The sequence below is a fragment of the Diaminobutyricibacter sp. McL0608 genome (genome assembly GCF_039613825.1).
GTDB lineage: Bacteria > Actinomycetota > Actinomycetes > Actinomycetales > Microbacteriaceae > Diaminobutyricibacter.
The window spans coordinates 3,519,945-3,546,223 of sequence record NZ_CP154826.1 but is presented as its reverse complement, the minus strand read 5'-3'; the positions used below and the strand labels follow the sequence as shown (position 1 = coordinate 3,546,223).

At 68.9% G+C, this 26,279-nt stretch carries 26 protein-coding genes; 9 read left to right on the top strand and 17 right to left on the bottom strand.

Features of this window, described 5'->3' with window-relative positions; translation table 11 throughout:
- Window positions 1-2 precede the first annotated feature (2 nt).
- The gene (efeB, locus tag AAYO93_RS16835; RefSeq protein ID WP_345762327.1) at window positions 3-1,319 is read right to left on the bottom strand and encodes an iron uptake transporter deferrochelatase/peroxidase subunit; all 1,317 of its coding nucleotides are present in this window, start codon (window positions 1,317-1,319) and stop codon (window positions 3-5) included.
- Window positions 1,316-2,548 (bottom strand): EfeM/EfeO family lipoprotein, encoded by a 1,233-nt coding sequence (locus AAYO93_RS16830; protein ID WP_345762326.1) that lies wholly within the window; start codon window positions 2,546-2,548, stop codon window positions 1,316-1,318. Before AAYO93_RS16830 ends, efeB begins: the two co-directional genes overlap by 4 nt.
- Window positions 2,549-2,774: 226 nt before the next feature.
- Between AAYO93_RS16830 and AAYO93_RS16825 the strand changes: the two genes are divergently transcribed.
- Complete coding sequence (locus AAYO93_RS16825) at window positions 2,775-3,824, top strand: zinc-dependent alcohol dehydrogenase family protein (RefSeq protein ID WP_345762325.1); 1,050 nt, start codon at window positions 2,775-2,777, stop codon at window positions 3,822-3,824.
- Window positions 3,825-4,015: 191 nt separating this feature from the next.
- Here AAYO93_RS16825 and AAYO93_RS16820 read toward each other — a convergent pair whose 3' ends face one another.
- Window positions 4,016-4,606 carry a nitroreductase family protein gene (locus AAYO93_RS16820; RefSeq protein WP_345762324.1) on the bottom strand — a complete coding sequence of 197 codons (591 nt, stop codon included), beginning with the start codon at window positions 4,604-4,606 and terminating at the stop codon, window positions 4,016-4,018.
- A gap of 103 nt (window positions 4,607-4,709) precedes the next feature.
- Here AAYO93_RS16820 and AAYO93_RS16815 point away from each other — a divergent pair, with 103 nt between their 5' ends.
- Both AAYO93_RS16815 and AAYO93_RS16810 read left to right on the top strand, forming a co-directional pair.
- Window positions 4,710-5,498, top strand: a complete 789-nt coding sequence (locus tag AAYO93_RS16815) for a GNAT family N-acetyltransferase (RefSeq protein WP_345762323.1) — start codon at window positions 4,710-4,712, stop codon at window positions 5,496-5,498.
- 127 nt (window positions 5,499-5,625) lie between these two features.
- Complete coding sequence (locus AAYO93_RS16810) at window positions 5,626-6,357, top strand: hypothetical protein (RefSeq protein ID WP_345762321.1); 732 nt, start codon at window positions 5,626-5,628, stop codon at window positions 6,355-6,357.
- Between the two features lie 103 nt (window positions 6,358-6,460).
- On the opposite strand, the gene AAYO93_RS16805 is transcribed toward AAYO93_RS16810, so the two are convergent.
- From AAYO93_RS16805 to AAYO93_RS16780, 6 genes are all read right to left on the bottom strand, one after another.
- The gene (locus AAYO93_RS16805; RefSeq protein WP_345762320.1) at window positions 6,461-6,865 is read right to left on the bottom strand and encodes a hypothetical protein; all 405 of its coding nucleotides are present in this window, start codon (window positions 6,863-6,865) and stop codon (window positions 6,461-6,463) included.
- Window positions 6,862-7,314, bottom strand: a complete 453-nt coding sequence (locus AAYO93_RS16800; RefSeq protein WP_345762319.1) for a signal peptidase I — start codon at window positions 7,312-7,314, stop codon at window positions 6,862-6,864. The genes AAYO93_RS16805 and AAYO93_RS16800 overlap by 4 nt, the downstream gene beginning before the upstream one ends.
- A 170-nt stretch (window positions 7,315-7,484) precedes the next feature.
- Window positions 7,485-7,907: a hypothetical protein gene (locus tag AAYO93_RS16795; RefSeq protein WP_345762318.1), complete on the bottom strand. Its 423-nt coding sequence runs from the start codon at window positions 7,905-7,907 to the stop codon at window positions 7,485-7,487.
- A 464-nt stretch (window positions 7,908-8,371) separates the two neighbouring features.
- Window positions 8,372-9,442 (bottom strand): threonine aldolase family protein, encoded by a 1,071-nt coding sequence (locus tag AAYO93_RS16790; RefSeq protein WP_345762317.1) that lies wholly within the window; start codon window positions 9,440-9,442, stop codon window positions 8,372-8,374.
- Between the two features lie 27 nt (window positions 9,443-9,469).
- Window positions 9,470-10,144 carry an SDR family NAD(P)-dependent oxidoreductase gene (locus AAYO93_RS16785; protein ID WP_345762316.1) on the bottom strand — a complete coding sequence of 225 codons (675 nt, stop codon included), beginning with the start codon at window positions 10,142-10,144 and terminating at the stop codon, window positions 9,470-9,472.
- Window positions 10,145-10,154: 10 nt separating this feature from the next.
- Window positions 10,155-11,591 (bottom strand): DUF6421 family protein, encoded by a 1,437-nt coding sequence (locus tag AAYO93_RS16780; RefSeq protein ID WP_345762315.1) that lies wholly within the window; start codon window positions 11,589-11,591, stop codon window positions 10,155-10,157.
- A gap of 173 nt (window positions 11,592-11,764) precedes the next feature.
- Between AAYO93_RS16780 and AAYO93_RS16775 the strand changes: the two genes are divergently transcribed.
- Complete coding sequence (locus tag AAYO93_RS16775) at window positions 11,765-12,496, top strand: DNA alkylation repair protein (protein ID WP_345762314.1); 732 nt, start codon at window positions 11,765-11,767, stop codon at window positions 12,494-12,496.
- Between the two features lie 76 nt (window positions 12,497-12,572).
- Window positions 12,573-13,469 (top strand): SDR family NAD(P)-dependent oxidoreductase, encoded by an 897-nt coding sequence (locus AAYO93_RS16770; protein ID WP_345762313.1) that lies wholly within the window; start codon window positions 12,573-12,575, stop codon window positions 13,467-13,469.
- Window positions 13,470-13,591: 122 nt separating this feature from the next.
- On the opposite strand, the gene AAYO93_RS16765 is transcribed toward AAYO93_RS16770, so the two are convergent.
- Together AAYO93_RS16765 and AAYO93_RS16760 are read right to left on the bottom strand one after the other, a co-directional pair.
- The gene (locus tag AAYO93_RS16765; RefSeq protein WP_345762311.1) at window positions 13,592-14,407 is read right to left on the bottom strand and encodes an alpha/beta fold hydrolase; all 816 of its coding nucleotides are present in this window, start codon (window positions 14,405-14,407) and stop codon (window positions 13,592-13,594) included.
- A gap of 33 nt (window positions 14,408-14,440) precedes the next feature.
- Entirely contained in the window at window positions 14,441-15,286 is an 846-nt protein-coding gene (locus AAYO93_RS16760) for an exodeoxyribonuclease III (protein ID WP_345762310.1), read from the bottom strand.
- A gap of 42 nt (window positions 15,287-15,328) precedes the next feature.
- Here AAYO93_RS16760 and pyrE point away from each other — a divergent pair, with 42 nt between their 5' ends.
- Both pyrE and AAYO93_RS16750 read left to right on the top strand, forming a co-directional pair.
- Window positions 15,329-15,877 (top strand): orotate phosphoribosyltransferase, encoded by a 549-nt coding sequence (pyrE, locus tag AAYO93_RS16755; protein WP_345762309.1) that lies wholly within the window; start codon window positions 15,329-15,331, stop codon window positions 15,875-15,877.
- Entirely contained in the window at window positions 15,877-18,411 is a 2,535-nt protein-coding gene (locus AAYO93_RS16750; protein WP_345762308.1) for a hypothetical protein, read from the top strand. Before pyrE ends, AAYO93_RS16750 begins: the two co-directional genes overlap by 1 nt.
- A 120-nt stretch (window positions 18,412-18,531) precedes the next feature.
- Here the strand turns inward: AAYO93_RS16750 and AAYO93_RS16745 are convergent, their stop codons facing one another.
- Window positions 18,532-19,290 (bottom strand): HAD-IIA family hydrolase, encoded by a 759-nt coding sequence (locus AAYO93_RS16745; RefSeq protein WP_434056691.1) that lies wholly within the window; start codon window positions 19,288-19,290, stop codon window positions 18,532-18,534.
- Between the two features lie 130 nt (window positions 19,291-19,420).
- Here AAYO93_RS16745 and AAYO93_RS16740 point away from each other — a divergent pair, with 130 nt between their 5' ends.
- The gene (locus AAYO93_RS16740) at window positions 19,421-20,062 is read left to right on the top strand and encodes a TrmH family RNA methyltransferase (RefSeq protein ID WP_345762306.1); all 642 of its coding nucleotides are present in this window, start codon (window positions 19,421-19,423) and stop codon (window positions 20,060-20,062) included.
- Between the two features lie 20 nt (window positions 20,063-20,082).
- On the opposite strand, the gene AAYO93_RS16735 is transcribed toward AAYO93_RS16740, so the two are convergent.
- From AAYO93_RS16735 to AAYO93_RS16715, 5 genes are all read right to left on the bottom strand, one after another.
- Window positions 20,083-20,499 carry a DUF3052 domain-containing protein gene (locus tag AAYO93_RS16735; protein ID WP_345762305.1) on the bottom strand — a complete coding sequence of 139 codons (417 nt, stop codon included), beginning with the start codon at window positions 20,497-20,499 and terminating at the stop codon, window positions 20,083-20,085.
- A 137-nt stretch (window positions 20,500-20,636) separates the two neighbouring features.
- Complete coding sequence (locus AAYO93_RS16730) at window positions 20,637-21,482, bottom strand: metallophosphoesterase (RefSeq protein WP_345762304.1); 846 nt, start codon at window positions 21,480-21,482, stop codon at window positions 20,637-20,639.
- Window positions 21,483-21,524: 42 nt separating this feature from the next.
- Window positions 21,525-23,378, bottom strand: coding sequence for a YhgE/Pip domain-containing protein (locus AAYO93_RS16725; protein WP_345762303.1), 1,854 nt, complete (start codon window positions 23,376-23,378; stop codon window positions 21,525-21,527).
- The gene (locus tag AAYO93_RS16720) at window positions 23,375-24,034 is read right to left on the bottom strand and encodes a hypothetical protein (protein WP_345762302.1); all 660 of its coding nucleotides are present in this window, start codon (window positions 24,032-24,034) and stop codon (window positions 23,375-23,377) included. Before AAYO93_RS16720 ends, AAYO93_RS16725 begins: the two co-directional genes overlap by 4 nt.
- Complete coding sequence (locus AAYO93_RS16715) at window positions 24,031-24,666, bottom strand: TetR/AcrR family transcriptional regulator (protein ID WP_345762301.1); 636 nt, start codon at window positions 24,664-24,666, stop codon at window positions 24,031-24,033. The genes AAYO93_RS16720 and AAYO93_RS16715 overlap by 4 nt, the downstream gene beginning before the upstream one ends.
- A 241-nt stretch (window positions 24,667-24,907) precedes the next feature.
- On the opposite strand from AAYO93_RS16715, the gene AAYO93_RS16710 reads away from it, so the two are divergent.
- Entirely contained in the window at window positions 24,908-26,194 is a 1,287-nt protein-coding gene (locus tag AAYO93_RS16710) for an adenylosuccinate synthase (protein ID WP_345762300.1), read from the top strand.
- Window positions 26,195-26,279 lie beyond the last annotated feature (85 nt).

Sequence of the window (26,279 nt, the reverse complement as noted above, 5' to 3'; positions counted from 1 at the left end):
ATTCAGGCGAGCATGCCCCTGCCGAACCAGTCGGAGGTGTCGCGCACCCCGGGGAGCGCGAAGTAGTACCCGCCGCCGAACGGCGAGATGTAATCGACGAGCGGCTCGTCGACGAGCCGTCTCTGCACAGCGACGAACTGTCGTTCGAGGTCCTGGTTGAACGCAGTGAAGATGAGCCCCATGTCGAGGTTGCCGTTGCTGTCGAGACCTGCGTCGTAGTTGTATGCCCGGCGGAGCATGCGTTGCTTGGCCGTGGCGTCGGTGCGCGGGTTCGCGAGTCGGATGTGCGCATCCATCTGGATCACATCGCCAGTCGGGTCGTTCTCGTAGTGCGGGTCGTCGTGTTCGTTCGACGCCGTCAGCGGAGCGCCCGAGCCCCGCCGACGGCCGATCATGTTCTCCTGTTCGTGGAGGTTCACGCGGTCCCAGAATTCGACGAGCATACGGATGAGCCGCACTACGTGATACGTGCCGCCCGCGACCCAGGCGGGCTCGTCGGCACCGGCCCGGGTCCAGACGAGGTCGTTCATCGCCGTCGCATCGTTGACGAGCGGGTTGGACGTTCCGTCCTTGAACCCCATGAGGTTGCGCGGGGTTCCGGATGGACGGGGCGGCGACACGAACCCGTCCTGCCGCCAGCGCACCTGCATCCCGCCGCGCGTCGCCCGCGTCAGCTCCCGGATGGCGTGGGTCACGGTGTCGCGGTCGTCGGCGCACACCTGCAGAAGCAGGTCGCCGTCGCACACCGCGCGCCGCAGCGCGTCGTTGGGGAAGTCCTCCATCGTCCGCAGCCGTGCCGGCTTCGCGGAGGCCAGGCCGTAGCGGCCATCGAAGAGGGATGCGCCCACCGAGAGCGTCACGGTCAGGCCGTCGGATACGACGACCGGTCCCAGGATGCCGGAATCGGCGGGCGGTGCGGTGAGGCCGGGGTCGGCGGGCGTGCCGCCTGCGGTGAGGAAACGGGCAGTCGTCGTGAGGGTCTGAAGCAGGTCGATGAGCTCGGCGCGGCCGGCGGCTGTGGCGTCGAGGGCGACGTAGGCGGCGGCCTTCTGTTGCGGCGTCGTGATCCCCTGCTGGTGGCGACCGTGGAATTCGTACGCGGTACGCGGGGAGGCGGCGGATGCTGCGCTCGCTGTCAGCGCCGGCGCGGCCGCAAGCGTGGCGGGTGCGGCGATCCCTGCGCCGAGCACGGCGCCGAGGAATCCGCGCCGACCGAGACCGGTGCCGGCGATGCGGCCGGTGTCGCCGGCATCCGCCGAGTCGCGCTTCGCCGTGCCTGCCGAGTCATGACTCGCCGTGCCCGCCCTGTCGCCTGTCATGGTTCCCTCCGGATGTCACAGATCGCCGCGACCGGCGCGAGCAACTCCGCCGTCTCGCTCAGCGAGGCGTCGAGCCGTTCGCGCTGCGCCAGCGTCAGGCTCGCGACGCGCGGCCAGGACCCGTCCGCGCGGCGAAGCGACTGCACGAGCGCCTGGCTCCGAGCGATGCCGGCTTTCGTCGCGTCGAGCTGCGGGTAGCGCGTCGCGAGGATGCCCTCGAGCGGTTCGAGCGCAGCGGATGCACCCTGCAGGTTTGCGCCGATCGTCGCGATGTTCGTGCCGGACCCCGCATCCGTCGTCCCCTGCAACTCGAACTGGATGGCGTTCTCGACGATCTCGTGGGCGCGCAGCCCGATGTCGCCGGGGTCGACCTCGGCGTCGGAGAACGCCGCGCCCAACGCGGCGACCGCCGTGGCCAGGGCGGCGACGGCAGGCTGGATGCTGGTGGCCGGCGCCCCCGACCACAGCAGGGCTTCGACGCGATGGAACCCGGTGAGCTCAGGGTCGTTCAGCGCGGTGCTTCCGGGAGCGGGCGGCCCGTTGATGGCGGTGTCGAGGTCGCCGAACGCGCCGTACGCCGCGCCGAGGGTCTCATAGGTGAGGTGCGCGGCCAACCAGGCGGTCTTCGCACCTGCTGAGTCGCCCTCCGCAACGTCGTCGCTGAGCGACTGGACCTGCTTGCGCAGCACCGGGATGCGCGACGACACCCAGGTTCCGTACGTCTTGGCGACCGGGATGAGGTCGTTGCGGGTGACGGGAACCATGCCCGGCGTGAGGGCGACGGATGGCGGCGCGGCACCGACCGAGACGGGCGGGCCTGTCACGGGGTCCACATCCGCCGGCAGGCAGACGAAGCGGTACCGGCCGGAGCCGAGCGCGACGCGCGCCGTGACGTGAGCTCCCGCGCCGATGCCCTCGAGGTCCAGGTACACCTTCTTCGAGTCCACTGACTGGAGGTACACCTCCATGCCGGCGACGGTGCCGTTGGTGACGGTGAAGGTCTGCACGCCGCCGTCGACGCGTGCCGGCGCGGTGGTGGCGGCGGGAGCATCCGTGCCGCTCCCGGCACCCCAGCCGGCCCCGCAGTGGTCGGGGTCGGCTGCGATGCTGAAGGAGGTCGGCGGATGCGCGGCCACAGCCGGCCGGACCGCCAGCGTGATCACGACACCGACGACGATGACGACTCCCAGGGCCGCCCAGAGCAGGGAGAACCGGGAGCGCTGCGACATCGTGCGGAACCTCCCTGCGGTGGACTGTGGGGCGGTGGATCCGGCCGCCTCTGCGATGCTATGAGCGACGCCCTTCGGGGTGGACCGGCTTCACTGTCTGTTCACCTGCCTGCCATTGCAGCGTCCCCGAACGGGGGTGATCCGCTCAGCCGGGTTGCGCATCCCCGTCCACTCGGCGCGACACTCGGCACCGACACCCACCAAGCGGCGCGCGTAGGCTCGGAGCATGCATGCAACGGTCATTCACGGCGAGCGGGACATCCGCTACGAAGAGGTTCCCGATCCGGTCCTGTCCACAGGAGGAGACGCGATCGTCCGCGTCGTCGCGGCCTGCGTCTGCGGGTCGGACCTGTGGCCCTACCGCGGCGTCACTCCCACGCACGAGCCGCACCGCATCGGCCACGAGTTCGTGGGCGTCGTCGAGGAGGTCGGCCCGAACGTCACGAAGGTGCAGGTCGGCGACTTCGTGATCGCCCCCTTCTACGATTGCGACAACACGTGCATCAACTGCCGCAACGGTGTGAGCACCTCCTGCCAGCACGGCGGATGGTGGGGCACTGAAGACGAGTTCGGCGCCTTCGCCGACGGCGGCCAGGGGGAGCGAGTCCGCGTTCCGCACGCCGACGGTTCGCTCGTCGCGACGCCCGAATACCCGGCAGAGGAGCTCATCCCGAGCCTGCTCTCCCTCGCGGATGTGATGGGCACCGGTCATCACGCGGCCGTCTCGGCGGGCGTGACGGAGGGCAGCACGGTCGTGGTCGTCGGGGATGGTGCCGTCGGCCTCTGCGCGGTGCTCGCGTCGAGGCGGCTCGGCGCATCCCGCATCATCGCGATGTCCCGGCACGAAGCGCGGCAGGAGCTCGCTCGCGCGTTCGGCGCGACCGACATCGTCGAGGAGCGCGGCGACGAAGGCGTCGGACGAGTCAAAGCGATGCTCGACGACATCGGCGCCGACTGCGTGCTCGAGTGCGTCGGAACGAAAGAATCGATGGACCAGGCGATCCGCTCGGTGCGACCGGGTGGGATGGTCGGCTACGTCGGCGCTCCTAACGGCGGCCCGGAGCTGCCCGTGCGTCGCCTGTTCAACACGAACGTTGGTGTGAACGGCGGGGTCGCGCCGGTGCGCGGTTACGTCGAGGAACTGTTGGCGGATGTGCTGGCCGGCACGATCGACCCCGGTCGCGTCTTCGACCTGGAACTTCCGCTCGCCGACGTGGCCGAGGCCTACGCGGCCATGGATGAGCGCCGCGCCATCAAGGTGCTCCTGCGCCCCTGACGGGCACGAAGCACTAGCCGCACTACTTCAGTCTCGGCGCACTCAGTACAACTAGTGCGCCGGGATCAAACTAGTGCGAGGAGCGAGCGCATCGGCCGCGCATGCGAAAAGTCGCCCCGTTCGTGACGAACAGGGCGACTTTTCGGGTACTCGCTCCCCGTGCGGGCGGAAAGCGAGCGGTCAGGCGGGCCTTATGCGTTGACCAGGAGCAGCTCGTCGAGGTCGGTGCGGCTGCGGGGCGCGACCTCGCGCTCGCGCAGGGCCTCCGGGAGGTCGTCGGGGGAGCCGAGCACGCCGAGCGCGGTCACCGAGATCGGCGCGAAGCGCTCCTCGATGCCGAAAGCCTCGCGCAGGCCGTCAGCGATGAACCCGCCCATCTGGTGTACGTGAAGACCGTCGTGGTGGGCCTGGACCGAGAGGTGCGCGATCGCCTGGCCGACGTCGTACTTGCCCCAGGGGCGCTCCTTGCCGTTCTCGTCGACAGTCTCGGCGAGGGCGACGATGAGCACGCCGGCCGATCCCGCCCAGGCCTGGTTGAAGCCCATGAGGTTGGCGGCGATGGTGTCGAACGCTGCCGTCCCGCGGCGGGCGACGATGAAACGCCACGGCTGCGAGTTGTTGGCTGACGGCGACCAGCGTGCGGCCTCGAGGGCGGCAGTGAGCTTCACTTCGTCGACGGGCGCGGTCGCGTCGTACGCGCGCGGGCTCCAGCGGTCCGCGAGCACGGGGAGAAGGGGTGCGCTGGTGTCAGCCGTGCGGGTAGGGAGTTCTGCGATGGACAAGGTGTCTCTCCTGTGGATCAGAGCGGGGGATAGGCGCCTTTGCCAGAACATGACAACGCATCGGACGCCGGGTTATTCCATACAGATGCATAAAATGTTCTCCATGCCGGAATCTTCTTCCGCGAACACCGCTGCCCTGCTCGACGACCTCGCCCACCGCGGCTGGCCGGCCCTGGAGACTCACGCGATCGGGGCCTGGGTCGTGCGCTGGGGCGGCGGCGTCACCAAGCGGGCCAATTCGGTGCTGCCGCGGGGCGACGTCGACGACCTCGACACGGCGATCGACACGGTCGAAGCGGCCTACCGCGGCCGCGGCCTTCCTCCTGCGTTCCAGTTGAGCCCCGGGTCGCGTCCGTCGGCTCTCGCGGGCCGGCTCGAAGCCCGTGGATACGTCGAGGACTCCCACACGCTCGTGCAGGTGGCCGACGTCTCCCGGGTCGCCCGACGCGCATCCGCCGATCCGTCGGGGTCGGCAGAGTCGTCCGGCGTGGTCGTCCTCGCCGGTGCTCCGAGCGACGACTGGATGTCGTTGTGGTGGAGCGTCGACGGCAGGGGAGGCGACCGGGAACGCGAGATCGCGCGCCGCATCCTGACCGGTGTCCCTGCGCTGTACGCCTCGATCCAGGATGAATCGGGGACCGCCGCGGCCGCGCGGCTCGCCCTCGTCGACGACTGGGCCGGACTCTACGCCGTCGCGACCCGGCAGGATGCGCGGCGTCGCGGGCTCGCCCGCAGGCTGATCATCGCGCTCGCCGGCGCGGCAGCCGACCGGGGAGTGAAGCGGATGTGGCTCCAGGTGCTCGCAGACAACGCCGCGGCGATCGCGCTCTACCGCGACCTCGGCTTCGAGACCGTCTCGGGCTACTCCTACTGGACGGCGCCTTCGGACTAGCGGCGACCAGCGACCAGCGACCGGCGACCGGCGAGCGGCGAGCGACGCAGGATCACCCGATCAAGGTGATTCAGGATGCTCGCCCTGCGTGCCACAGTGGGGCGTCCCGTTCGAGGCGGAGGGTCCTATGTCCGATACTCCTCCCGATGGTCCCGGCCCCACGCCGAAGAAGCCGCTCTGGAAGCGGGCCTGGTTCATCGTCACTGCGATCGTCGTCGCCATCGTGCTCGTCGCCGGCATTTCGACCGCGGCGACGGAGATCGCGACGATCGAATCGCAGTCGTCCGCGACCACTCAGACTCCCCCTCCGCCTGAGCCGACGCTCCCGGCGGCTGCCGCTCCCGAAACACCCTCGGCAGAACCGACTCCGGAGCCGACACCCGAACCGACCACGATCCCCTCCCTCGCGCCCACGTCTGAACCGACACTCGTGCCGACCCCGGAACCGACCCTCGAGCCAACGCCCGAACCGTCCCCGGAGCCGACACTTGAGCCGACACCACCGCCGACAGAACCGCCCGCCGTCAATCCCGCTCGCTTCAAGACGGCCGCAGGCAAACACCTCAACGACGTCGAGAAGAGCCTCACTGCGATGTCCGCCGCCATGTCGGAGTTCAACAACCCGCTCGTCGTGGCCAACGCGGCGAGGCTCGCTCTCAACGCCAAACAGCTGAAGGGGCTCGAGTCGCCGGCGAACATCGCCGAGGAGTGGAAGGCGGCCAATGAGGCGCTGACGGCTCTGGTCGCAGAGATGAAGGTGGCGGTGAAGGCGGAGGATTATCCGGCGCTGACGAACCTGATCGAGGCCGGCCACTCACAGGTCGCCGCGATGAGGGACATCGTCTCCCGCGCCGAGTGATGCCGGGCCGGGGCGCCGCTCCGATGCAGGGCCGGGCACTAATCCGACGGCGCGGTCGGGGCACCGAGCCGACGCAGGGCCGGGCACCGAGCCGTCGTGACGGTCAGCCCGCCCAGGTCGTCGTGATCCCGCGGCCGCCGATCGTCAGCGCGATCCCGGTCACCTGGTTGAGACGCACCGTCGCATTGAGGGTGACCGTCGTCGTCGCGCCCGTGCCGGTCGTCGTGGTCGTGGCCGTGCCGCGGACAACGCCGCCCGTGCCGTACGCGGTCAGCTGCATCGCCTGGCTGCGGCAGGCGGCGGGCACGTTCGAGATCAGCAGCGTCGCGGTGCGATTGGCGGTCACGTTCGTGGACGACACGGTGAGTGTCGTGGTCGTGCAGGCTGCGGGCCCCGTGAACGACTTGAGGGTGCGCGCCTGCACGTTCAGGGCAGCAGCGCTGGAGATGGACAGACAGACGACCGACAGAAGCGCGAGGGACAGGACGAGAAGGCGGACGGTCTTCATGACACGACCGCCTTCTCGCCGTCGTCGACGGCTGTCGCTTCCCGGTCGGTGGAAGCGACAGCCGACGACGCCTTCGCCGCTGAGCGCCGGCCGCGTGCGAGTTCGCGTGCCGGCCACAGCAGCAGCGCTGCGGCCATCAGGAGGAACGATGACCACACGAACGGTGCCCTGAGGAGGGAACCGACGGAGGGGATGTGGATGAGCGCGATTCCGAGGATGTCGCGATCGGTCGGCTGCCACGGGTCCTTGTAGCTGTTGTTGTCGCCTTGCATCACCCATCCGCCGGCGCTTCCTGCGGCGACGATGCGGTGGATGACCAGGGCGCGTTCATTGAGCCCGGGAGGCTGGTAGATGACGATGTCGCCGACGGCCGGCGTGCCGCAGCGGGCGACGACCAGGTCGCCGGTGTGGAAGGTCGGCTCCATGGAGTGGCCGGAGACGACGGTCATGGTGGTGCACCCGCCGAGGCTGGTAGGCCAGACGAGTATTGCGAGGATGACGAGCAGTGCGGATCCGAGACCTATCCGCACTACCCGCCAAGCCCTCGTGTGTCCTGTCGTGGATTCGGGTTCCATGACGGCACAGATGGCGACGGCGCTTCAGCAGCGCCGTCGGCCACCTAGTTGTAGATGACCACCGCAGTGCCGACGACGGACGTGGCGGTTACCGTCGTCGCGCCGGGGACGGCGAGGGTGACGGTTCCGGCCGCGGCCGTTCCGGTGACCTCGACGAGGGATGCGCTGGATGCGCCCTGCAGTGTCACGTTGATGGATTTTCCTGCGCACGCGGCGTCGATGGCGCCGAGCTTGACGGCCGTGACCGTGTAGCCTGCCGGGGCGGTCGCCGAGTACGCCGTGGTGAAACCGACGGTGATCGGGGTCCCCGCGGGCTGACACGCAGCGACGACGCTGGTGCCTGCGCCGACGGAGCCACCGCCGAGGTTGAGGCTTGCGGCGCTCGAGATGGTGAGCCCGACGATGCCTGCGACGCCCAGGGCGACGGCGGCTGCTTTGAGGGTGGTGGATTTACGGAGCTTGGGCATTTCGGGTGTTCCTGTTCCATCGGGGCTGCAAATGGTCGGGTTGGAACGTGAGTCTCGGGGGTTCGGGTCCCCGGTCCACGTGGGTAGAACGTGAGTGAAACTCGGCTGCAGCAGTGCGAGCCTAACCAGATCAGGCATCGTGTGGGTCAAAATGAGGACACATTCTGTACCCCAGTGGGAGGGGTATCCGCGCTCCAGTTCGGGGGGTTGCCCCGCGCGATTTTTTGGCCGCTGACCGGGCTTTTACGTTCGCGCTGTTAAACAACGATGACGGGGTGCGCGGGTCCTAGGGAGACTCGCACATCCCGTCATACGTTCGGGGTATCGCCGATGGATTATTCGGGTTCCGCGGCGACTCTTGAACTCTACCGAATAGAGGACCCGTGTGGGTCAAAATGAGGACACGATTTGTACCCCACTACGAGTGTCACGCTGGCCCGCGTTCGGGGCACATTTCGCAGAACTCAGGCGTGCAGCTCGAACTTCAGGGCGGCGACGAACGCGTCGATGTCTGCCTCGGTGGTGTCGAACGAGCACATCCACCGCACCTCGTTACGCGCCGCATCCCAGTCGTAGAACCGGAAGTGGCCGCGAAGCCGGTCGGCGACTCCCGCGGGGAGCGTCGCGAAGACGGCGTTGGCCTGGGTCTTCTGGCTGAAACCGACCCCGGCGATCTCGCCGTCGGCGACACCCTCTTCGAGCGCCGTGCGGAGACGCGCCGCCATGGCATTCGCGTGCGACGCGGAGCGCAGCCAGAGTTCATCGGTGAGCAGGGCGATGAGCTGCGCCGAGATGAAGCGCATCTTCGACGCGAGCTGCATGTTGAGCTTGCGAAGGAAGATGAGCCCGTCGGACGCTTCAGGGTTCAGCACCACGACGGCCTCGCCGTAGAGCATGCCGTTCTTCGTGCCGCCGAAGCTCAGCACGTCAACGCCCGCGTCGCGCGTGAAGGCGCGCAGCGGGACGCCCAGCGTGGCAGCGGCATTCGAGATGCGGGCGCCGTCCATGTGGAGCTTCATGCCGAGGCCGTGCACGTGGTCGGCGATGGCTTTGATCTCGTCGATGCTGTACGCAGTGCCGAGCTCGGTCGTCTGAGTGATCGATACGACGAGCGGCTGTGCGCGGTGCTCGTCGCCCCAGCCCCACGCCTCGCGGTCGATGAGCTCGGGCGTCAGCTTGCCGTCCGGCGTCTCGATCGGCAGCAGCTTGATGCCCGCGACGCGCTCGGGCGCGCCCGCCTCATCGGTGTTGATGTGGGCCGTCTTCGCGCACAGCACGGCGCCCCACCGCGGGATCATCGATTGGAGCCCGACGACGTTGGCCCCCGTTCCGTTGAAGACAGGGAAGACCTGCACGCCCTCTCCGAAGTGGTGCTCGAACACCTCGTGGAGGCGAGCGGTGTAGACGTCTTCGCCGTAGGCGATCTGGTGGCCCTCGTTGGCGGCAGCGATCGCGTCGAGGATTTCGGGGTGCACGCCGGCGTAGTTGTCGGATGCGAACCCGCGCAGGTTCAGGTCATGGAGTTGCAGAGTCACTCGTCTATCCTCGCGTAACTTCGACGCTCACGGCGTCACGGCGTCGGGAGCTGTGAGCAACTGCCGAACTCCGTTGATTGTGGAGGGATCCGCATCCCACAGTTCGACCACGCGCTCCGCGAGCATCCCCTCGAGTCCCGCGAGTGCCTTGACGACGAAGATCGCCGCGGCCGCATGCGGAGCCTCCTTGCGGAAGCCCTGGGCGACCGCCCGCGTCCATGCGTCCCCGGCAGCCTTCGCTGCCGCGTAGTTCGCTCCCCCGGCCAGCGGATGCTCCACCGCTGTCGCCGACACGATCGCCAGCCGGCCCGCCGGTGACGACACCAGGTCGTCGTAGAACACCCTGGTCGTGTTCCTCAGCGTCGTGAACGCGCGCTCGAGGAACTCCCAGTCGTCGTCGGTCTGCCCGGCGATCCCGCCGCCTCCGCGCCAGCCGCCGACGAGATGCACCAGGCCGTCGATGCGTCCGAACTTCAGGTGGATGCGCATCGCCAGCTCCGCCACCGCGGAACGGTCGGCGAGATCGCAGACCCGGGTGTCGACGCCCGGAACGGCCTTTTCGAGCCGTTCCAGCGCATCCTCACGGGTCCCCACCGCGAGCACGGATGCGCCGGCGGCGACCAGCGCTGCTGCGACGGCTTCGCCGCTCGCGCTGGTCGCCCCCGCGATGAGAACGGTGCGTCCCCGCACTCCGTCAGCCATCGGACTCCTGTCAGTCTTCGCCGCGGATCCCGGCCGTCGACTCGATCACGCTGAGCATCTTCTTGCTGAGCGCCTCATAGAACATCGACAGCGGGAACTCGTCGTCCAGCACCTCATCGGTGTAGCCCTTCGGCGGACCGGCGAGCACCTCATCGGAGAGACCGCGAGCCCAGTTCGACGCCGGGTTGGGCGTCACCGTCTCGGTGAGCATCTCGTACGCCGCGAGCCAGTGCGCCACCTTCGGGCGGTCGATCGAACGCCAGTAAAGGTCATTGATGCGGTCGCTGAGCGCGACCACGACCTCCGGAACGGCCTCCCAGTCGATGGTGAGCTGCGTGTCGGTCCAGTGCAGCACGTGGTGCTGGTGCATCCACGCGAACAGCAGCTGACCGCCGAGTCCGTCGTAGTTGCGCACCCGGCTGCCGGTGATCGCGAAGCGGAAGATGCGGTCGAAGATGATCGCGTACTGCACCAGGTGCGCGTGATCGCGGATCTGGCGCTGCGCATCCGTCAGTCCGGCATCCGGGAGAGCCGACAGCTCGCGCTCCAGTTTCACCGACTCGCGGAACGCCGTCAGATCGCACCGCAGTTCTTCGAGCGAGTACAGGAAGAACGGCATGCGCTGCTTGATCATGAAGGGATCGAACGGCAGGTCGCCGCGCATGTGGCTGCGGTCGTGGATGAGGTCCCACATCACGAAGGTCTCCTCCGTGAGCGACTGGTCGTCGAGCATCCGCGCAGCATCGGCCGGCAGGTCGAGCTTCGTGATCTCGGCTGCCGCGCGCACCACGCGCCGGTAGCGCGCAGCCTCGCGGTCCTGGAAGATCGCACCCCAGGTGAACGTGGGGATCTCGCGCATCGCCACGGTCTCCGGGAACAGCACGGCGGAGTTCGTGTCGTAGCCCGGCGTGAAGTCGACGAACCGGATGGGGACGAACAGCTTGTTGCCGTAGTCGCCCGCCTCCAGCTCACCGATGAAGTCCGGCCAGATGACCTCGACGAGCACGGCCTCGACCAGACGGTTCGTGCTGCCGTTCTGCGTGTACATCGGGAACACCACGAGGTGCCCGAGGCCGTCGGTGCGGTGCTGCTGGGGCTGGAAGGCGTTCAGGGAGTCCAGGAAATCCGGGACGCCGAGGCCGTCCTCCGACCAACGGCGGAAGTCGATCACGAGCGCGTCGAGGTAGGCGCGGTCGTGCGGGAACAGCGGAGCGAGCTCGGCGATGGCGTCGACGATGTCGCCGATGTGGCCCTTCGCAGCCTCCTTGTCGCCCTCCTCCGGCACGGAGCCGTCCTTGATCTGGAGGGGCTGCAGCGCGACGGCGGCCGCCTTGAGGCGGAGCCATGCCGGATGCGCTGCCACGTCGCGAGCGCCACGTGCGTCCTCGACGACCTCGGGCTCTCCGACAATTGCTTCCGCTTCGAACTGGGATACGGACTGTGACATGGCGAACCTCCCGTCGCGTGGTCGAGCCGCGGGCGCGGCGATTTCGGATGCTTCTGTGCGCATCCGTTTCGAGCCTAGCCGCGCAGGTTGAGCGTTTTCTTGACCACCTTGGCGATAAGTTGCGCCACTGACGGCTCTCGCGCACGTTTCCGCCGCGCCGGTAGGCTCGACGCATGGCCACAGCGGCAGAGGTGATGGATGCGCTGGCCGCGGTCTCCGACGCCGACGACGCGGTCTTCCTGCAGCGCTTCTTCAAGACGGGACCCGGGCAGTATGGCGAAGGCGACGTGTTCATCGGGGTGCGGGTGCCTGCGACGCGCGCGGTCGCGAAGCGTTTCGCCGACCTGTCGCTCCCCGAGATCGGGGTGCTGCTCGACAGCGGAGTCCACGAACACCGGCTGGCCGGCCTGATCATCCTGAACCGGCTCTTCGAGCGCGCGAGCAGCCCGCGCACCCGCGACGAGGAGCAGCGGGTGCGACTCGTGGACTTCTACGTGGATGCGGTCCGTCGCGGCCGCGTCAACAACTGGGACCTCGTCGACGGATCTGCCGAGTTCGTGCTGGGCGAGTACCTGGTCGACCATCCGCGCGACCTGCTCTTCGAGCTCGCCGCGAGCGAGATTCTTTGGGAGCGGCGGGTGGCCGTGCTGTCGACGTTCGCGTTCATCAAGCGCGGCGACCCCTCCACGACCCTCGAACTGGCCGAGGACCTGCTCGACGACCGCGAGGACCTCATGCAGAAGGCGATCGGCTGGATGCTGCGCGAGATCGGCAAGCGCGTCGCCCCCGGCATCCTCCGCGGGTTCCTCGACGAGCATGCCGCGGCCATGCCGCGCACCATGCTCAGCTACGCCACCGAACACCTCACCTCTGCCGAGCGGGCCGCGTACCGCGCCGCCCGCTGACCCCGGAGCGCTCGCCGCAGGCCGGCCTCTCGGGCCACTCTCAGGGCGATGCGCGCCGAGGCATCACAATAGGAGGATGACCAGAACGGTGCGGGGCGCCCGAATCCTCATCACCGGCGCTGCCTCCGGCATGGGCCGGCTGTACGCCGAACGGGCCGTGCGCGAGGGCGCACGCGCCGTGGTGCTCTGGGACAAGGATGCCGATGCCCTCGACCGTCTCGCCACCGACCTGCGAGCCATCGTCATCGCCGACCGCGATGAGGCTCCGTGGGGCGCGCCGCTGCGCTCGCCGAGTTCCGCTGCGGGCCGGCCGGTCACGAGCGTCCATCCGTATCTCGTCGACGTCGGCGAGCTCGGCGCGATCGCCCAGAACGCCCAGGCCGTGCGCAAAGAGGTCGGCACCATCGACGTGCTCATCAACAACGCAGGGATCGTGCGCGGCAAATACTTCTGGGAGCACGACAACGGCGACGACACCCGCCCGACGATGCAGGTGAACGCCCTCGCTCCGATGTACATCACGCGGGAGTTCCTTCCCGGGATGATCGAGAGCCTCCGCGAGGCGCGCATCGTGAACATCGCGTCGGCGGCCGGCACCGTCGCGAACCCGCGCATGAGCGTGTACGCCGCCTCGAAATGGGCGGTGATCGGGTGGAGCGACTCGCTCCGGCTCGAACTGAAGCAGCAGGGATTCGGCCACGTCAAGGTGACGACGGTCGCGCCGAGCTACATCTCGACCGGGATGTTCGAGGGCGCGCGCGGTCCGCTGATGACCCCGGTGATGGACCCCGCCTACGTGGTCGAACGGGTCTGGCGGGCGATGCTCGCGGGCCGGCCGATGCTGATGCTCCCGTGGACGGTGGGGCTCGCCAAAGCGATGAAGGGCGTCCTGCCGACCCGCGCCTGGGATGCGGTGGCCGACCGGGTCTTCGGCGTCTACACCACCATGGACGGTTTCACCGGCCGCAGCTAGAGCCCCTCCCCAGCCCCCTCCCGAGCCCCCCGAGCCCCCTCCCGAGTCCGCGAGCACAGGAAAAGGCACCCTAATCCGTCGCGATCAGCTGCGTTTTCCTGTGCTCGCGTAACGCCGGCGGCCTAGAGGCCGTTGCGGACCATCCAGCCGCGGAGGACGTCGGCGAACTCGTCCGGATGCTCGACACTCGGCAGGTGCGCTGTGTCGCTGAAGATGTAACCGTCGGCCGTGGGGATGCTGTCGAGCAGGTACGCCTGCTGCGCCAGCGCCTCCGACAGGTCGAACTCGCCGACCGTCACCAGCGCCGGCACCTCGATGTCGACGACCCGGTCGAATGCGGGCGGATCGAGCGGAATCGCGATCGGCGCCTCACGCGCATGTTCGACGTTCGGCAGGTCCAGCTCGTAGGCGAGCTCGACGAACCGTGGGTCCAGGTCGTCGTTGTTGCGGGTCGGGCCGATCGTCCACAGTTCGACGTTGAGCCGCGAGAGCAGATGCCAGTCGCCGGCCTTGTACGCATCGTCGCACCGGTCGAAGAGTGCGTCTTCCGTGTCCGTGAGCTCGGTCTCGGGGAATCCGCTCGGCCCCGATCCGATCGTCACCAGCCCGGTCACCCGCTCGGGGCTCTCCAGCGTGAGATCGATGGCGATGCGGCCGCCGCGCGAGCATCCGATCACGAGCGCCTGCGTGACACCCAGGTGATCGAGGAGGTCACGAGCGTCCTGCCGGTCCGAGAACTCGACGTTCTCGGTGGTCGTCCGGCCGAACCCGCGGGTGTCGAAGCTCACGACGAAGTGGTCGTCGGCGAGACGATCCACGAGCGGATCCCACATGCGCAGGGTTGCGACACCGGCATGGATGAGCAGCACGGCCGGCGACGAGATGTGCCCGGCCGTCTCGTAGTACAGGGATGCGCCCGGGACCTCGAGTGTCGGCATGCTTCGAGCCTAGCGAGAGCGGCGCATCCGATGTCAGCCGAAGATCATGGGACGGTCGTCGTCGTCTTCCTGCGGCGCGAGGTCGAGGTCGACGACGACCGGAACGTGGTCGCTCGGCGCCTGCCCCTTGCGTTCGTTGCGGTGGATGCTCGCCCCGCTCACGAGGTCGGCGAACGGCTTCGAGCCCATGATGAAGTCGATGCGGAGTCCCTCATTGCGGGGGAAGCGGAGCTGCTTGTAGTCCCAGTAGGTGAATCCCTCGGGGACGAGGGGGCGGACCACATCCGTCAGCCCGATCGTCTCGAACGTGTTGAACGCGCTGCGTTCGGGTGGGGAGACATGGGTGGAGACGCCCGGGATGACGCTCGGGTCGCCGTTGTCGGAATCAAACGGAGCGATGTTCCAGTCGCCCATCAGCGCCAGCGGCTGGTCGGGCTTCTCGGCCAGCCAGCGCTGGGTGTCGGCGGCAAGGGTCGCGAGCCAGTCCAGCTTGTATTCGTAGTGCGGGTCGTCGAGTGCGCGGCCGTTCGGCACGTACAGACTCCACAGGCGGATGCCCTCCACGGTCACGCCGAGCGCACGGGCTTCGCGGGGGAGGTCAGGACCCTCCTCGCCTTTGGAGAAACCGGGCATGTCGGGGAAGCCGACCTCGACGTCTTCCATCGGCAGGCGACTGGCGAAAGCGACACCGTTCCACTGGTTGTGGCCCTCGATCACGAGCTCGTACCCGGCGTCTTCGAAGGCCTCGACGGGGAACTGCTCGGGCTTGCATTTGATCTCCTGCAGGGCGAGGACATCGATGTCCTCCCGCACCAGCCAGTCAACGGTGCGCACAAAACGTGCACGGATCGAGTTCACATTCCAGGTAGCGACGCGCATGACCCGATGCTATCGATTACCCCCGACCTCTAGAATCGGGACGTGACCGACCCACGACAGCAGCTCATCGACTACATCTCGGCCGACGCCGTGTTCCATGGCGACTTCACGCTCACCAGCGGCAAGAAGGCGACCTATTACGTCGACCTGCGCAAGGTGAGCCTTGACCACCGCGTGGCGCCTCTCATCGGACAGGTGATGATCGACCTGATCGCAGAGATCCCCGATGTCTCCGCCGTCGGAGGGATGACGATGGGCGCTGACCCGGTCGCCGCGGCGATCCTGCACCAGGGAGCAGCGCGCGGACTGGCCTATGACGCCTTCGTCGTTCGCAAGGAGCCGAAGGACCACGGCCGCGGCAAGCAGGTCGAGGGGCCCGACCTCGCGGGCAAGCGCGTGGTCGTCCTCGAGGACACGTCGACCACCGGCGGGTCGCCCCTCAAAGCGATCGAAGCGCTCGAGAAGGTCGGCGCGGTCATCGCCGGTGTGGCCGTCGTCGTCGACCGCAACACGGGCGCACGCGAGGTCATCGAGTCGGCCGGCTACCCCTACTTCGCGGCCATCGGCCTCGCCGACCTGGGGCTCGAATAGTGGTCGACCCGCGCGACCGGGACGGCGCCGACGATCCAGACGCCGGCGGCACCGCTGGCCATGGCGGGTCGGATGCGCCCGGGTCGGATGCGTCTGGGTCGGATGGGCCGGAAGCGGATGCGCCTGCAGCGGATGCTCCTGAAGCAGGCGAACCCGAGTTCGGGAGCTCCGATTGGTTCTACCACCAACTGAGCGGGGGCCGGCGCCGGGCTCGAGAACCCGAGGCCGCCGATACCGGTGCGAGCCCGACCGAGCCGGTCGTGCCTCCCGGCCCCGCATCCCCGCCACCCGTGCCTCCGATCGCGCAGCCTCCGATCGTCGAGCCGGCGATTCCGTCGTTCGACCCGCAGTTCCCCGACGTGACCGCCCCGTTGGTGCCGCCCGCCCCGGAGCCCGCCGCCGATGAGACGACCGGCCCCTGGAGCATCCTCGACGTCCCTGTCACCGCTGCTGAGCCTCCGGAGCCTGTCGCCCCGGGCGAGCCGAAGCTGCAGACCGGCCCGATCTTCGAGCCTGGCGCGCCGTTCGTCTGGGGACTGAAGCCCGGAGTCGGAGGCGACCCGCTCGTGGAGTCGGCTGCCGGGTCGGAGCAGCCCTCCTCGCCCGCCGGGTCGGCGGACGACGTTGCCGGATCTTCCGAGTCCGATGCGCTGGAGGCTTCTGGCCCGACAGCGCCGATCACTCCTGCGCCGATCACTCCTGCGCCGTTCGTTCCGGGTGCGGAACCTGAATCCGATGAGGTGACGCCGCCGACCGTGGCGTTCCAGCCGCCCGTGTTCGAAGTGCCGCTTGCAGCAGCACCGGAGCCCGAACCAGACGCGTCGCAACCGCCCGCTGAGGAGCCCGCGGTGCCGCGATCGGTCGCCCCGGATACGGCCCTTCCGTGGACGCCCGCTCCCCTCGTGCCGCCCACCGTGCAGCCTGCCGTGCCTGAGGCGAACGAGCCTGCGCAAGAAGCCGCCGAGCCCGCGGCTCCGGAACCGTGGTCGCCTGCACCGCTTGTGCCGCCTGCTTTCGGTGCTCCGGTCGTCCTGCCCGAACCGCCCGCGGGCACCACCCCGATGCCAGACGCGCAGACCGGTGCTCCCGCCGAGGAGACGGCGTCCGCGTCCGACGAAGGCGACGGGGGCACGGACGACGGCCTCGGTCTCGCCGCACTCCTCGGCATGTTCGACGAGGGAGAGCCCGAGCCCGGGCCTCCCTCGGAGTCCGGGTCTGCTTCGGAGTCCGCCGCTGAGCCACCCGTCGCCCCGGGGTTCTTCGAGCCGGCGCCGCTCGTCCCGCCGGCGTTCTCGGAACCGGATGCGCCGGTAGCCCCGCTCGTCCCGCCGGTGTTCTCGGAGCCGGACGCGCCAGCTGCCCCGCCCGTCGTGCCTCCGGTCGGTCCTCCCGTCGCGTCCCCGGCAGCGCCGCCCGTCGAGGGGCCCCGCTTCCCCACTGTCCCGGGCGTGGTTCCGCCCCCGCCGGTCGGTGCAACGGGCGCCATCCCGCCCGCCCGCGCATCCGACGCCCTCCCGCCGCTCGCTGCGGCTGGCGCCGCAGCCGGCGCGGCCGCTGCAGCCGCCGGCGCCTCGCGTGAGGACGACGACGACGAAGGGATCGACGACCTCGCCGCCGCCCCGTATGACGAGGCGGAGGCGCGAGCTGCCGCGGCCGACACCTCCACTGTTCTCATGGACGCTGCGGCACTCGAGGCAGCGCTCTCCGATGAGGAGGAGCCGGCTGTCGAGCAGGCCACCATCCTCATGGGTGGCGTCCCGTCGCCCGCTACCCAGGCGCTCGACGCCGAGAGCCTGGCCGAGGCATCCGAACCGACGGCAGCGATGGCGCCCGCATCCGCCGCGGCAGCTGCCGCAGCCGCCGGTCCCGACGAGGTCCTTCCGACGTCACGCCGTTCACGCGGCGAAGCGTCCGGCGACGGCACTGGACCGGGGACTCCGCATCGCACCAACCGCATCCTGTTCTGGGTGGCCGGCGGCCTGCTGGCCCTGCTCATCCTGATCGTGCTGTTCGTGTTCGGGACGCGACTGCCGAGCATGTTCGCGGCCACGACACCGTCGCCGACGCCGAGCGCGTCGACCACGGCGAAGGCCACTCCGAAGCCGAGCGCGAAGCCCACCGTCATTCCGAAGCCGGCAGCAGCCCAGCCCGCCGGCGAGCACGCGTGGTCGACTCTCGGCGGCGGGGAGTGCATCCAGCCGTTCACGACGCCGTGGGCGGAGACGTTCGTCGTCGTCGACTGCGGCACTGCGCACACCGGCCAGATGGTCTACACGAACCTGTTCTCCGCCGATCCGGCGGCCCCGTACCCGGGCGCCACCGTCCTCGCGAACCAGATCAACGTGCTCTGCACGAAGCCGGGCGTGGTCAACCTGCAGGCCGCGAGTGCGTACCCGGATCTTCAGCTCCAGGGCACCTACCCGGTCACCGCACAGCAGTGGCAGCAGGGCCTGCGGTCGTACTACTGCTTCGCGAGCCGTTCGGGCGGCGGTCCCATCACCGGCTCGGTCGCCGGCCCCGGCCCCCAGGGCTGATCCGCGCGCCTCGCGCTCGCCCCCACGCACTGACACTCGTCGAGAACAGGGTTGTTCCTGTTATTCGCGTTGCATAACGGGAATAACCCTGTGCTCGGCGTCCAGCGCCCCGCGCTCGCGCTAGAGGTCGGTCTCGACGGGGGCGGGCGCGACGAGCTCGGCGACGCCCGAGACGATCTCGTCGGGCCGGAACGGGTAGCGGTCGACCTCGGCCTGGTCGGAGATCCCGGTCAGCACCAGGATCGTGTGCAGCCCCGCTTCGATACCGGCGACGATGTCGGTGTCCATCCTGTCGCCGACCATCGCCGTGTTCTCCGAGTGGGCACCGATGCGGTTCATCGCCGACCGGAACATCATCGGGTTCGGCTTGCCGACCACATACGGTTCGCGCCCCGTCGCCTTGGAGATCAGCGCGGAGACCGCACCGGTCGCCGGAAGCGGACCTTCCGCACTCGGCCCGGTGGCGTCCGGGTTCGTCGAGATGAACCGTGCACCGCTGCCGATCAGCCGGATCGCCTTGGTGATCGCTTCGAACGAGTAGTTGCGGGTCTCGCCGACGACGACATAGTCGGGGTCGACGTCGGTCATGATGAAGCCGGCCTCGTGCAGGGCCGTCGTGATGCCCGCTTCGCCGATCACGAACGCGCTGCCGCCCGGCATCTGCGACTTGAGGAAGTCGGCCGTGGCGAGCGCGGAGGTCCAGATCGCCTCCTCCGGCACGTCGAGACCGGATGCACGGAGCCGCGCTGCGAGGTCGCGCGGCGTGAAGATCGAGTTGTTGGTGAGCACGAGGAAGGGGGTGCCCTGGTCCCGCCACTGCTGGATCAGTTCCTGGGCGCCGGGCAGCGCGCTGTTCTCATGGACGAGCACGCCGTCCATGTCGGTCAGCCAGCATTCGATCTCGTTGCGTCGCGACACGCACACCCCTTTCGACGGTCCAAGCCTATTGTGCACAACGATGCCACTTCGTTTCGGGGAGGTTCCAATGCGGTACCAGTAACCTGAACGAGTGGAACCCGAGTACGCAGCCAATCCGACCGCGGAGCTCACCACGCACGGCGTCGGTCCCTGGCAGGGCGACCTGCCGGACGAGCCGTTCTACGACCCGGATCTCCTGGCCCACGGCGACACCCGCAACGTCATCGACCGCTACCGGTACTGGCGCATGGAGGCGATCGTCGCCGACCTCGACGAGCACCGGCATCCGTTCCATGTCGCGATCGAGAACTGGCAGCACGACATGAACATCGGCTCGATCGTGCGCAGCGCGAATGCGTTCGGCGCGGACACCGTCCACATCATCGGCCGTCGCCGCTGGAACAAGCGCGGCGCCATGGTCACCGACCGCTACCAGCATGTCGTCCACCACGACGACGTGGCCGATTTCGTGGCCTGGGCGCGCGCATCCGCCCTCCCGATCGTCGCGATCGACAATGTTCCCGGTTCGGTGATCATCGAGACGTTCGCGTTTCCGCGCGAGTGCGTGCTCCTGTTCGGGCAGGAAGGCCCGGGGCTGTCGGATGCTGCACTCGCCGCATCCGATTCGGTGGTCGAGATCAGCCAGTTCGGCTCCACGCGCTCGATCAATGCGTCGGCTGCGGCCGCGGTCGCAATGCACAGCTGGGTGACGCAACACGTCGATTTCAGCTGAGGCGAGACGCAGTCGGCGCGTCAGCGCGATCGGAAGTCGACGCGCCACACCAGTTTCAGCCCCGACCAGTCCACGTCGACCGCAGCCACTTTGACGTCGACGAGGCCGGCGCGTTCGAGGGCCGTGTTCCGGATGACGTTGTCGCCGAGGTCGCTCACATGGCCCGCGGCTTTGCGGGGCCACGCGATCCACAGGGAGCCGGCAGGGAACACGCGCTCGGCGAGGTCGTCGAGCTCGGCGACATAGTCGGCGGCCGTGCGGTAGAAGGCGAGCACCAGGTCGAGCGGCCCGTCGTCCGTCGGGTCGTCGGGCATCCATTCCACGCCGTCGGGCGCATCCGGGATGCTCCATCCGGCATCCGCGTGCGTCACCAGCACCCGCATCCCGGGCTTCACGCCCAGCTTCTTCCACAGCGGAGTTCCGGAGTATCCAGCCATGCCGCAACGCTAGCCGAGCCGTCCCCGACCGTGGTCGCGAGCACAGGAAAAGGCAGCCTAAATGACCGCCTGAAGCCGCCTTTTCCTGCGCTCGCCGGTTTGGATGGGCGAGGGCGCGAGGGCGCGGGATGCGCGCGTCAGCGCTGGGGACCGGCGGCGTCGGCGATGCGTGCGACGGCGGCCGCATCGAGGTCGTAGATGACGGCTCCGTCGTCGGGGCTCGTCGCGGCCACGAACATGACCCGCGGCTCGGCGTCGCCGACCAGCTCGATGTACGCGAACCCGGCGCCGACGGAGGCGCGCTCGGTGCCCGGCGCAGCCAGCGGGTCGGCGGTGTTCGCGACAGCCGGAGCGACGATGACGGGGATCCCTTCGGCCGAGCCGACCAGCGAGTGGTGGTAGTGCCCCGCGAGGATGAGCCGCACATCCCCTGTCGCGCACACGTCGAGGAGGTCGGCCGGGTTCTGCAGCTCGAGCGCGCCGAGCAGAGTCGTCTGCGCGCGCACCGGCGGATGGTGCAGCACGACGATCGCGCCCCGCTCCGACGGCGTCTCGAGCGCAACCCGAAGCGCGTCCAGCTGGGATTCGTCGAGGTTCCCGTAGCCGGCGCCGGCCACGGTGCTGTCGATGGTCGCGATCCGGAAGCCTTTGACGTCCTGTGCGTGTGTCCGCTCGCCGAGCACCTCTTCGAAGCCTTCGCGCAGGTCGTGGTTGCCCATCGCGTAGACGACGGCCGCTCGGCGCTCGGCGGCCCACGGTTCGATCATCCCGGCCAGGATGCGGTACGACTCGGGCGAGCCGTCGTCGGACAGGTCACCGGATACGACGACCACGTCGACAGAGTCGAGCTCGCTCGCGCGGTCGAGCGTGCGTACGAGCGCCGCCGTGGTGTCGACGATGCCGTAGTGCAGCTGCCCGTCGCCGTACAGGTGCGTGTCGGAGAGATGGAGGATGCTCAGGGTGCGTTCAGTCGGCGATCTCACCTTGCCACCCTAAGTCGCGCCGCCGACGATCGCCGCCATGCGTCACCCGATCAGGCTGGGTCGCAGGTCGCGCAGGGTGCGGAAGTGGGTCATCCGCGTCACTCCGATCGCCGCGACGATCAGTGCGATCAGCGCACACAGCCCGAGCACTCCGGCGTCGGCCCAGGCTGTCGCCGGGTTGCCTCCGTACATGAGCTGTCGGATTCCGTCCACCGCATACGACATCGGAAGCACATGATGCAGCGCCGCGAGCGGACCGGGCAGTGTCTGCCACGGGAACGTTCCGCCTGCCGTGACGAGCTGCAGCACCATCAGCACGAGGCCGAGGAACTGTCCGACGCTGCCGAGCCAGACGTTGAGCGCGAGGATGATCGCGGCGAAGGTGAGTGACGCGGTCGCCATCATCGCGAACATCCCCAACGGGTTCGAGATCGGGAACTGGAGGGCGGCCGCGACGACCCCGAACAGCCCCACCATCCCGATCGCCCCGAGCAGCCCGGGCGTCAGCCAGCCCGCGAGCGTCACCTTGATCGGCGAGTGCAGAGCGGTGATGGCCCGACGGGATACCGGCTTGACGATGAGGAACAACGCGTAGATGCCGATCCAGGCGGCCAGAGCGATGAAGAACGGCGCGAGTCCGGCGCCGTAGGTGCCGGCCGAGGTGATCGACGTGTTCGTGAGCTGAACCGGATCGGCGATCGTCGACGCCTGCTTCTTCTGCAGCTCGGGGGAGTCGTCCGGAATCTGCGCCACACCGTCGGTGAGCCCGTCGTGGAGCTTCACCGTTCCCGCGTGCAGCGTGCCGAGTCCGTCGCTGAGTGCCGAGGCACCGGATGCGGTCTGCTGCGCTCCGGACGCCAGTTGCGATGCACCCGTTGCGGTCTGGTGCGCCCCTGACGCCACCTGCGCGCTGCCGGCCGCGACCTGGTTCGCCCCGGCGGAGAGCTGGTCGACCTGCCCGACGAGAGCCTGCACCTGCTCGTTTCCCGACGCGACCTTCGCGCCCAGCGGGTCGAGTGCCGCGAGGGCGGCGTCGATCTGGGCCTGGGTGGCCCCGGCCGCGGTCAGCCGGTCGATGACCCCCTGGCGGGCCTGCGGGACGGCTCCCGCCACCTGGTCGGCCAGCGCTCCCGCCTGGTCCGCCTTCGCTGCGAGTTCGGCGTTGCCGGCCGCCACCTTCTTCGCGCCGTCCGCGACCTGGTTCGCGCCCGCGGCGACCTGCGAGGTTCCGCCCGCCAGCTGGTTCGCGCCGGTCGACACTTTCGCGGTCCCGGCAGCGAGCGACGAGGCGCCCGCCTGCGCGGTCGCGGTTCCGTCGACGAGCCGGCTCGCACCATCCGCCGCCGTGACGAGGTTCGAGCGAATGGTCGCGAGACCCATCAGGAACTGCTGCGCCGCCTGCTCGTTGACCTTTTTCACGATGGAGACGCGGATGCTCTCCGCCGCCTGCCGGCCGATCGTCGACGCCAGGTAGCTGTTTGTATCGTTCGTCGTCAGCGTCACCGTCGCCTGGCGCGGCGTGCTTCCGGATGCTGAAGCCAGCGCCTCCGAGAAGTCGCTCGGGAACGTGACGCTGAAATCGAACTTCGAGCTGTCGACGCCGGAGGCCGCCGATCCCGGGGTCACGACCTGCCAGTCGAACGTGCCATCTTTGACGAGTTCGTCCGCGATCTCCGTGCCGTATTCGACGGTCTTGCCGTCGACGGTGGCACCAGTGTCGTCGACGACGATCGCCGCCGGGATCTGGTTCAGGCGCGCGTACGGGTCCTGGTTCGCCCAGAGGTAGAGGCCGCCGTAGAGGATCGGCACGGCCACCAGCGCGATGAGCGCGACGATGGACATCGGGTTCGCGTTGAGACGACGGAACTCCGCCGCGATCATGGGGAGGATCTTCATTCTGTCTTCTCTGCGTTCTTCACGTTCGCGTGGTCGTCGTCGGGCGTCTGCTCCTGGGGTTCGCCGGCGCCGCCGGCAAGCAGGGCAACGGATGCGTCGCCGGCTACCACGAGCACAGCCAGATCGCGCGCCGCGAGCCCCTGCGCTAGCGCCCACCATTCCTTCGGGTCGCCGCCGTGTCGGTCGGGCGATGTGATCACGAGCCCCATCACGCCTTCTCGCCTGATCGCGAGTTCGGTGAGCAGGCCGATCCGCACGGTGGGCGGCACGTTTCCGATCGCCGACCGCGCCCACTCCTTCGCGTGGAGTTCCTCGAGGGTCCGGTTGACCGCGATCGGGTTGGACGGACGGCCCGCGAACATCAGCTCTTCTGCGACGATGCCGGCGACGGTGACGTCGGCTGCCGGTTCGCAGACCGACGGGGCGTCGATGAGCGCGATGCGCTTGCGCATCTCCGAATAGTCGGTGGCGCCGTCGATGGTGACGGTTCCCGCATCCGGACGCATCCGCCCTGAGGCGATCAGCCCGAGCACCGTGGGACGCTGCTCCGTCTCAGCTCGCGCGAGCGTCACTTCGCCGGTGCGGAAGGTGACGGATGTGGTGGGCAGTGCGGCGTTCCTGGCGCCTTTCGCGACGCCGTCGAGCACGATCTTCACGCGAGGTCCTCTGCGCGAAGATCGGGGGTCGTCCGTATAAGTTCTTCGGCCTCGCGCCAGCCGATGCCCGCGGCACCCAGGCCGTTCAGCATGACCAGGCGGCGCCCTTCGTCATCGGACATCCCGGTACGCGTGGCCTCGTCGAGCACCGCGACGGCGGCGGCCTCGATGAGACGCGCGAGCGTCCCGGCTTCGATGTCGCCACGGAGTGAGCCGTCGGAGATTCCACGTTCCACCGTCGCGAGGAGTTTCTGCCGCGCCGGTTCGAGCGCTTCGGCGACGAGCGCCCGGTGCGGACCGCGAACGGCGAGCTGCGCGGCGACGCGCACGTGCTCGACCTCGGCCCAGAGGGTCGCGCCGTAGAGGGCGATCTCGACGCGTGCATCCGGATGGCTCAGCGTGAGCAGGGACGACCCGATGCGGGCCGCGCCGCGGGTGAACGTCTCGACCAGCAGGTCGTCGCGGGTGGCGAAATGGCCGTAGATCGCGCGGCGGCTGAGGCCGGCTCGTGCGGCGATGGTCTCGAGGGATGCGTCGATGTCGTCGTTGAGGGCGGCCGCGGCGGCGAGGATGATCGTCTCGCGATTCTCGGCGGCGTCGCGCCGGGGTGCGCGGGTCTGTGGGCTGCTCATTGCACCCATCGTACTATCTTGCACACAGATGTGCAAGATAACCTGACGCAGCCCGAGTGCGACAGGTTCGGTCGAGACCGCCCGCCGCGCCAGCCGTGGTCGTCCGCAACTGTCACGCTCGGCGACCCGTGTCGAGCGCCACGATAGGATCGAGTGTGACGGGAACCGGCCCGACAGCGTTGCGCGCGCGGCTGGCCGTGAGTCCTCCACGCGATCCATCCGCCATCGAGAGGACTGAACAGTGCCCGCGATCGTGATCATCGGTGCCCAGTGGGGCGACGAAGGCAAAGGCAAGGCGACCGACCTCCTCGGCAGCCGAATCGACTACGTGGTCAAGTTCAACGGTGGCAACAACGCCGGCCACACGGTCGTGATCGGCGACGAGAAGTACGCGCTCCACCTGCTGCCCTCCGGCATCCTGACCGAGGGCGTCACGCCGGTGATCGCAAACGGTGTCGTCGTCGACATCGAGGTGCTGTTCGAAGAGCTGGATGCGCTCATCGCCCGCGGCGTCGACGTCTCGCGCCTGCGCGTCAGCTCGAACGCCCACGTGATCACCCAGTACCACCGCACCATCGACAAGGTGACGGAGCGCTTCCTCGGCAAGCGCCAGATCGGCACGACCGGTCGCGGTATCGGCCCGACGTACGCCGACAAGATCAACCGGGTCGGCATCCGCGTCCAGGACCTGTTCGACGAGAACATCCTGCGTCAGAAGGTCGAGGGCGCCCTCGATCAGAAGAACCACATGCTGGTCAAGGTCTACAACCGGCGCGCGATCACGGTCGACGAGGTCGTCACCGACCTGCTGAGCTACGCCGAGCGGCTGCGCCCGATGGTCGCGGACACCGGCCTGCTGCTGCACCAGGCGCTCGACGCCGGCAAATACGTGCTGTTCGAAGGCGGGCAGGCGACCATGCTCGATGTCGACCACGGCACGTATCCGTTCGTCACCTCATCGAACTCGACCTCCGGCGGGGCCGCCACCGGCTCCGGCATCGGGCCGAACCGCATCGACCGGGTGATCGCGGTCGTCAAGGCGTACACGACACGGGTCGGCGCCGGTCCCTTCCCGACCGAGCTGTTCGACGAGTCCGGGGAATGGCTGCGCGAGCGGGGCTTCGAGTTCGGCACGACCACCGGCCGCCCGCGCCGCACCGGATGGTACGACGCGCCCATCGCACGATACTCGGCCCGCATCAACGGGGTTACCGACTTCGTGCTGACCAAGCTGGACACGCTCACGGGGCTCGAGCGCATCCCGGTCGCTGTCGCCTACGACGTCGACGGTGTGCGGCACGACGAGGTCCCGGCCTCGCAGAGCGACTTCCACCACGCAGTGCCGATCTACCAGGAGTTCCCGGGCTGGTCCGAAGACATTTCGGGCGTCCGGGAGTTCGCCGATCTGCCGAAGAATGCGCAGGACTACGTCCTCGCCCTCGAAGCGATGAGCGGCGCTCGCATCTCGGCGATCGGCGTCGGCCCCGGTCGTGACGCCATCGTCGTGCGCCACGACCTCGTCGACTGACGCGCACCCCTGCCTGCTCCGCGGCCCAGCCTGCTCCGCGGCCCAGCCTGCTCCGCGGCCGTGCCTGCTCCGCGGCCCGCCGCTC

Coding starts and splice junctions, on each gene's coding strand:
- AAYO93_RS16810 (WP_345762321.1), top strand. CDS start 5,626: ATGTCCGATACTCCTCCCGATGGTCCCGGCCCCACGCCGAAGAAGCCG.
- AAYO93_RS16800 (WP_345762319.1), bottom strand. CDS start 7,314: ATGACCGTCGTCTCCGGCCACTCCATGGAGCCGACCTTCCACACCGGC.
- AAYO93_RS16815 (WP_345762323.1), top strand. CDS start 4,710: ATGCCGGAATCTTCTTCCGCGAACACCGCTGCCCTGCTCGACGACCTC.
- AAYO93_RS16725 (WP_345762303.1), bottom strand. CDS start 23,378: ATGAAGATCCTCCCCATGATCGCGGCGGAGTTCCGTCGTCTCAACGCG.
- AAYO93_RS16770 (WP_345762313.1), top strand. CDS start 12,573: ATGACCAGAACGGTGCGGGGCGCCCGAATCCTCATCACCGGCGCTGCC.
- AAYO93_RS16765 (WP_345762311.1), bottom strand. CDS start 14,407: ATGCCGACACTCGAGGTCCCGGGCGCATCCCTGTACTACGAGACGGCC.
- AAYO93_RS16760 (WP_345762310.1), bottom strand. CDS start 15,286: ATGCGCGTCGCTACCTGGAATGTGAACTCGATCCGTGCACGTTTTGTG.
- AAYO93_RS16805 (WP_345762320.1), bottom strand. CDS start 6,865: ATGAAGACCGTCCGCCTTCTCGTCCTGTCCCTCGCGCTTCTGTCGGTC.
- AAYO93_RS16780 (WP_345762315.1), bottom strand. CDS start 11,591: ATGTCACAGTCCGTATCCCAGTTCGAAGCGGAAGCAATTGTCGGAGAG.
- AAYO93_RS16715 (WP_345762301.1), bottom strand. CDS start 24,666: ATGAGCAGCCCACAGACCCGCGCACCCCGGCGCGACGCCGCCGAGAAT.
- AAYO93_RS16775 (WP_345762314.1), top strand. CDS start 11,765: ATGGCCACAGCGGCAGAGGTGATGGATGCGCTGGCCGCGGTCTCCGAC.
- AAYO93_RS16735 (WP_345762305.1), bottom strand. CDS start 20,499: ATGGCTGGATACTCCGGAACTCCGCTGTGGAAGAAGCTGGGCGTGAAG.
- AAYO93_RS16825 (WP_345762325.1), top strand. CDS start 2,775: ATGCATGCAACGGTCATTCACGGCGAGCGGGACATCCGCTACGAAGAG.
- efeB (WP_345762327.1), bottom strand. CDS start 1,319: ATGACAGGCGACAGGGCGGGCACGGCGAGTCATGACTCGGCAGGCACG.
- AAYO93_RS16830 (WP_345762326.1), bottom strand. CDS start 2,548: ATGTCGCAGCGCTCCCGGTTCTCCCTGCTCTGGGCGGCCCTGGGAGTC.
- AAYO93_RS16745 (WP_434056691.1), bottom strand. CDS start 19,290: ATGGACGGCGTGCTCGTCCATGAGAACAGCGCGCTGCCCGGCGCCCAG.
- AAYO93_RS16795 (WP_345762318.1), bottom strand. CDS start 7,907: ATGCCCAAGCTCCGTAAATCCACCACCCTCAAAGCAGCCGCCGTCGCC.
- AAYO93_RS16785 (WP_345762316.1), bottom strand. CDS start 10,144: ATGGCTGACGGAGTGCGGGGACGCACCGTTCTCATCGCGGGGGCGACC.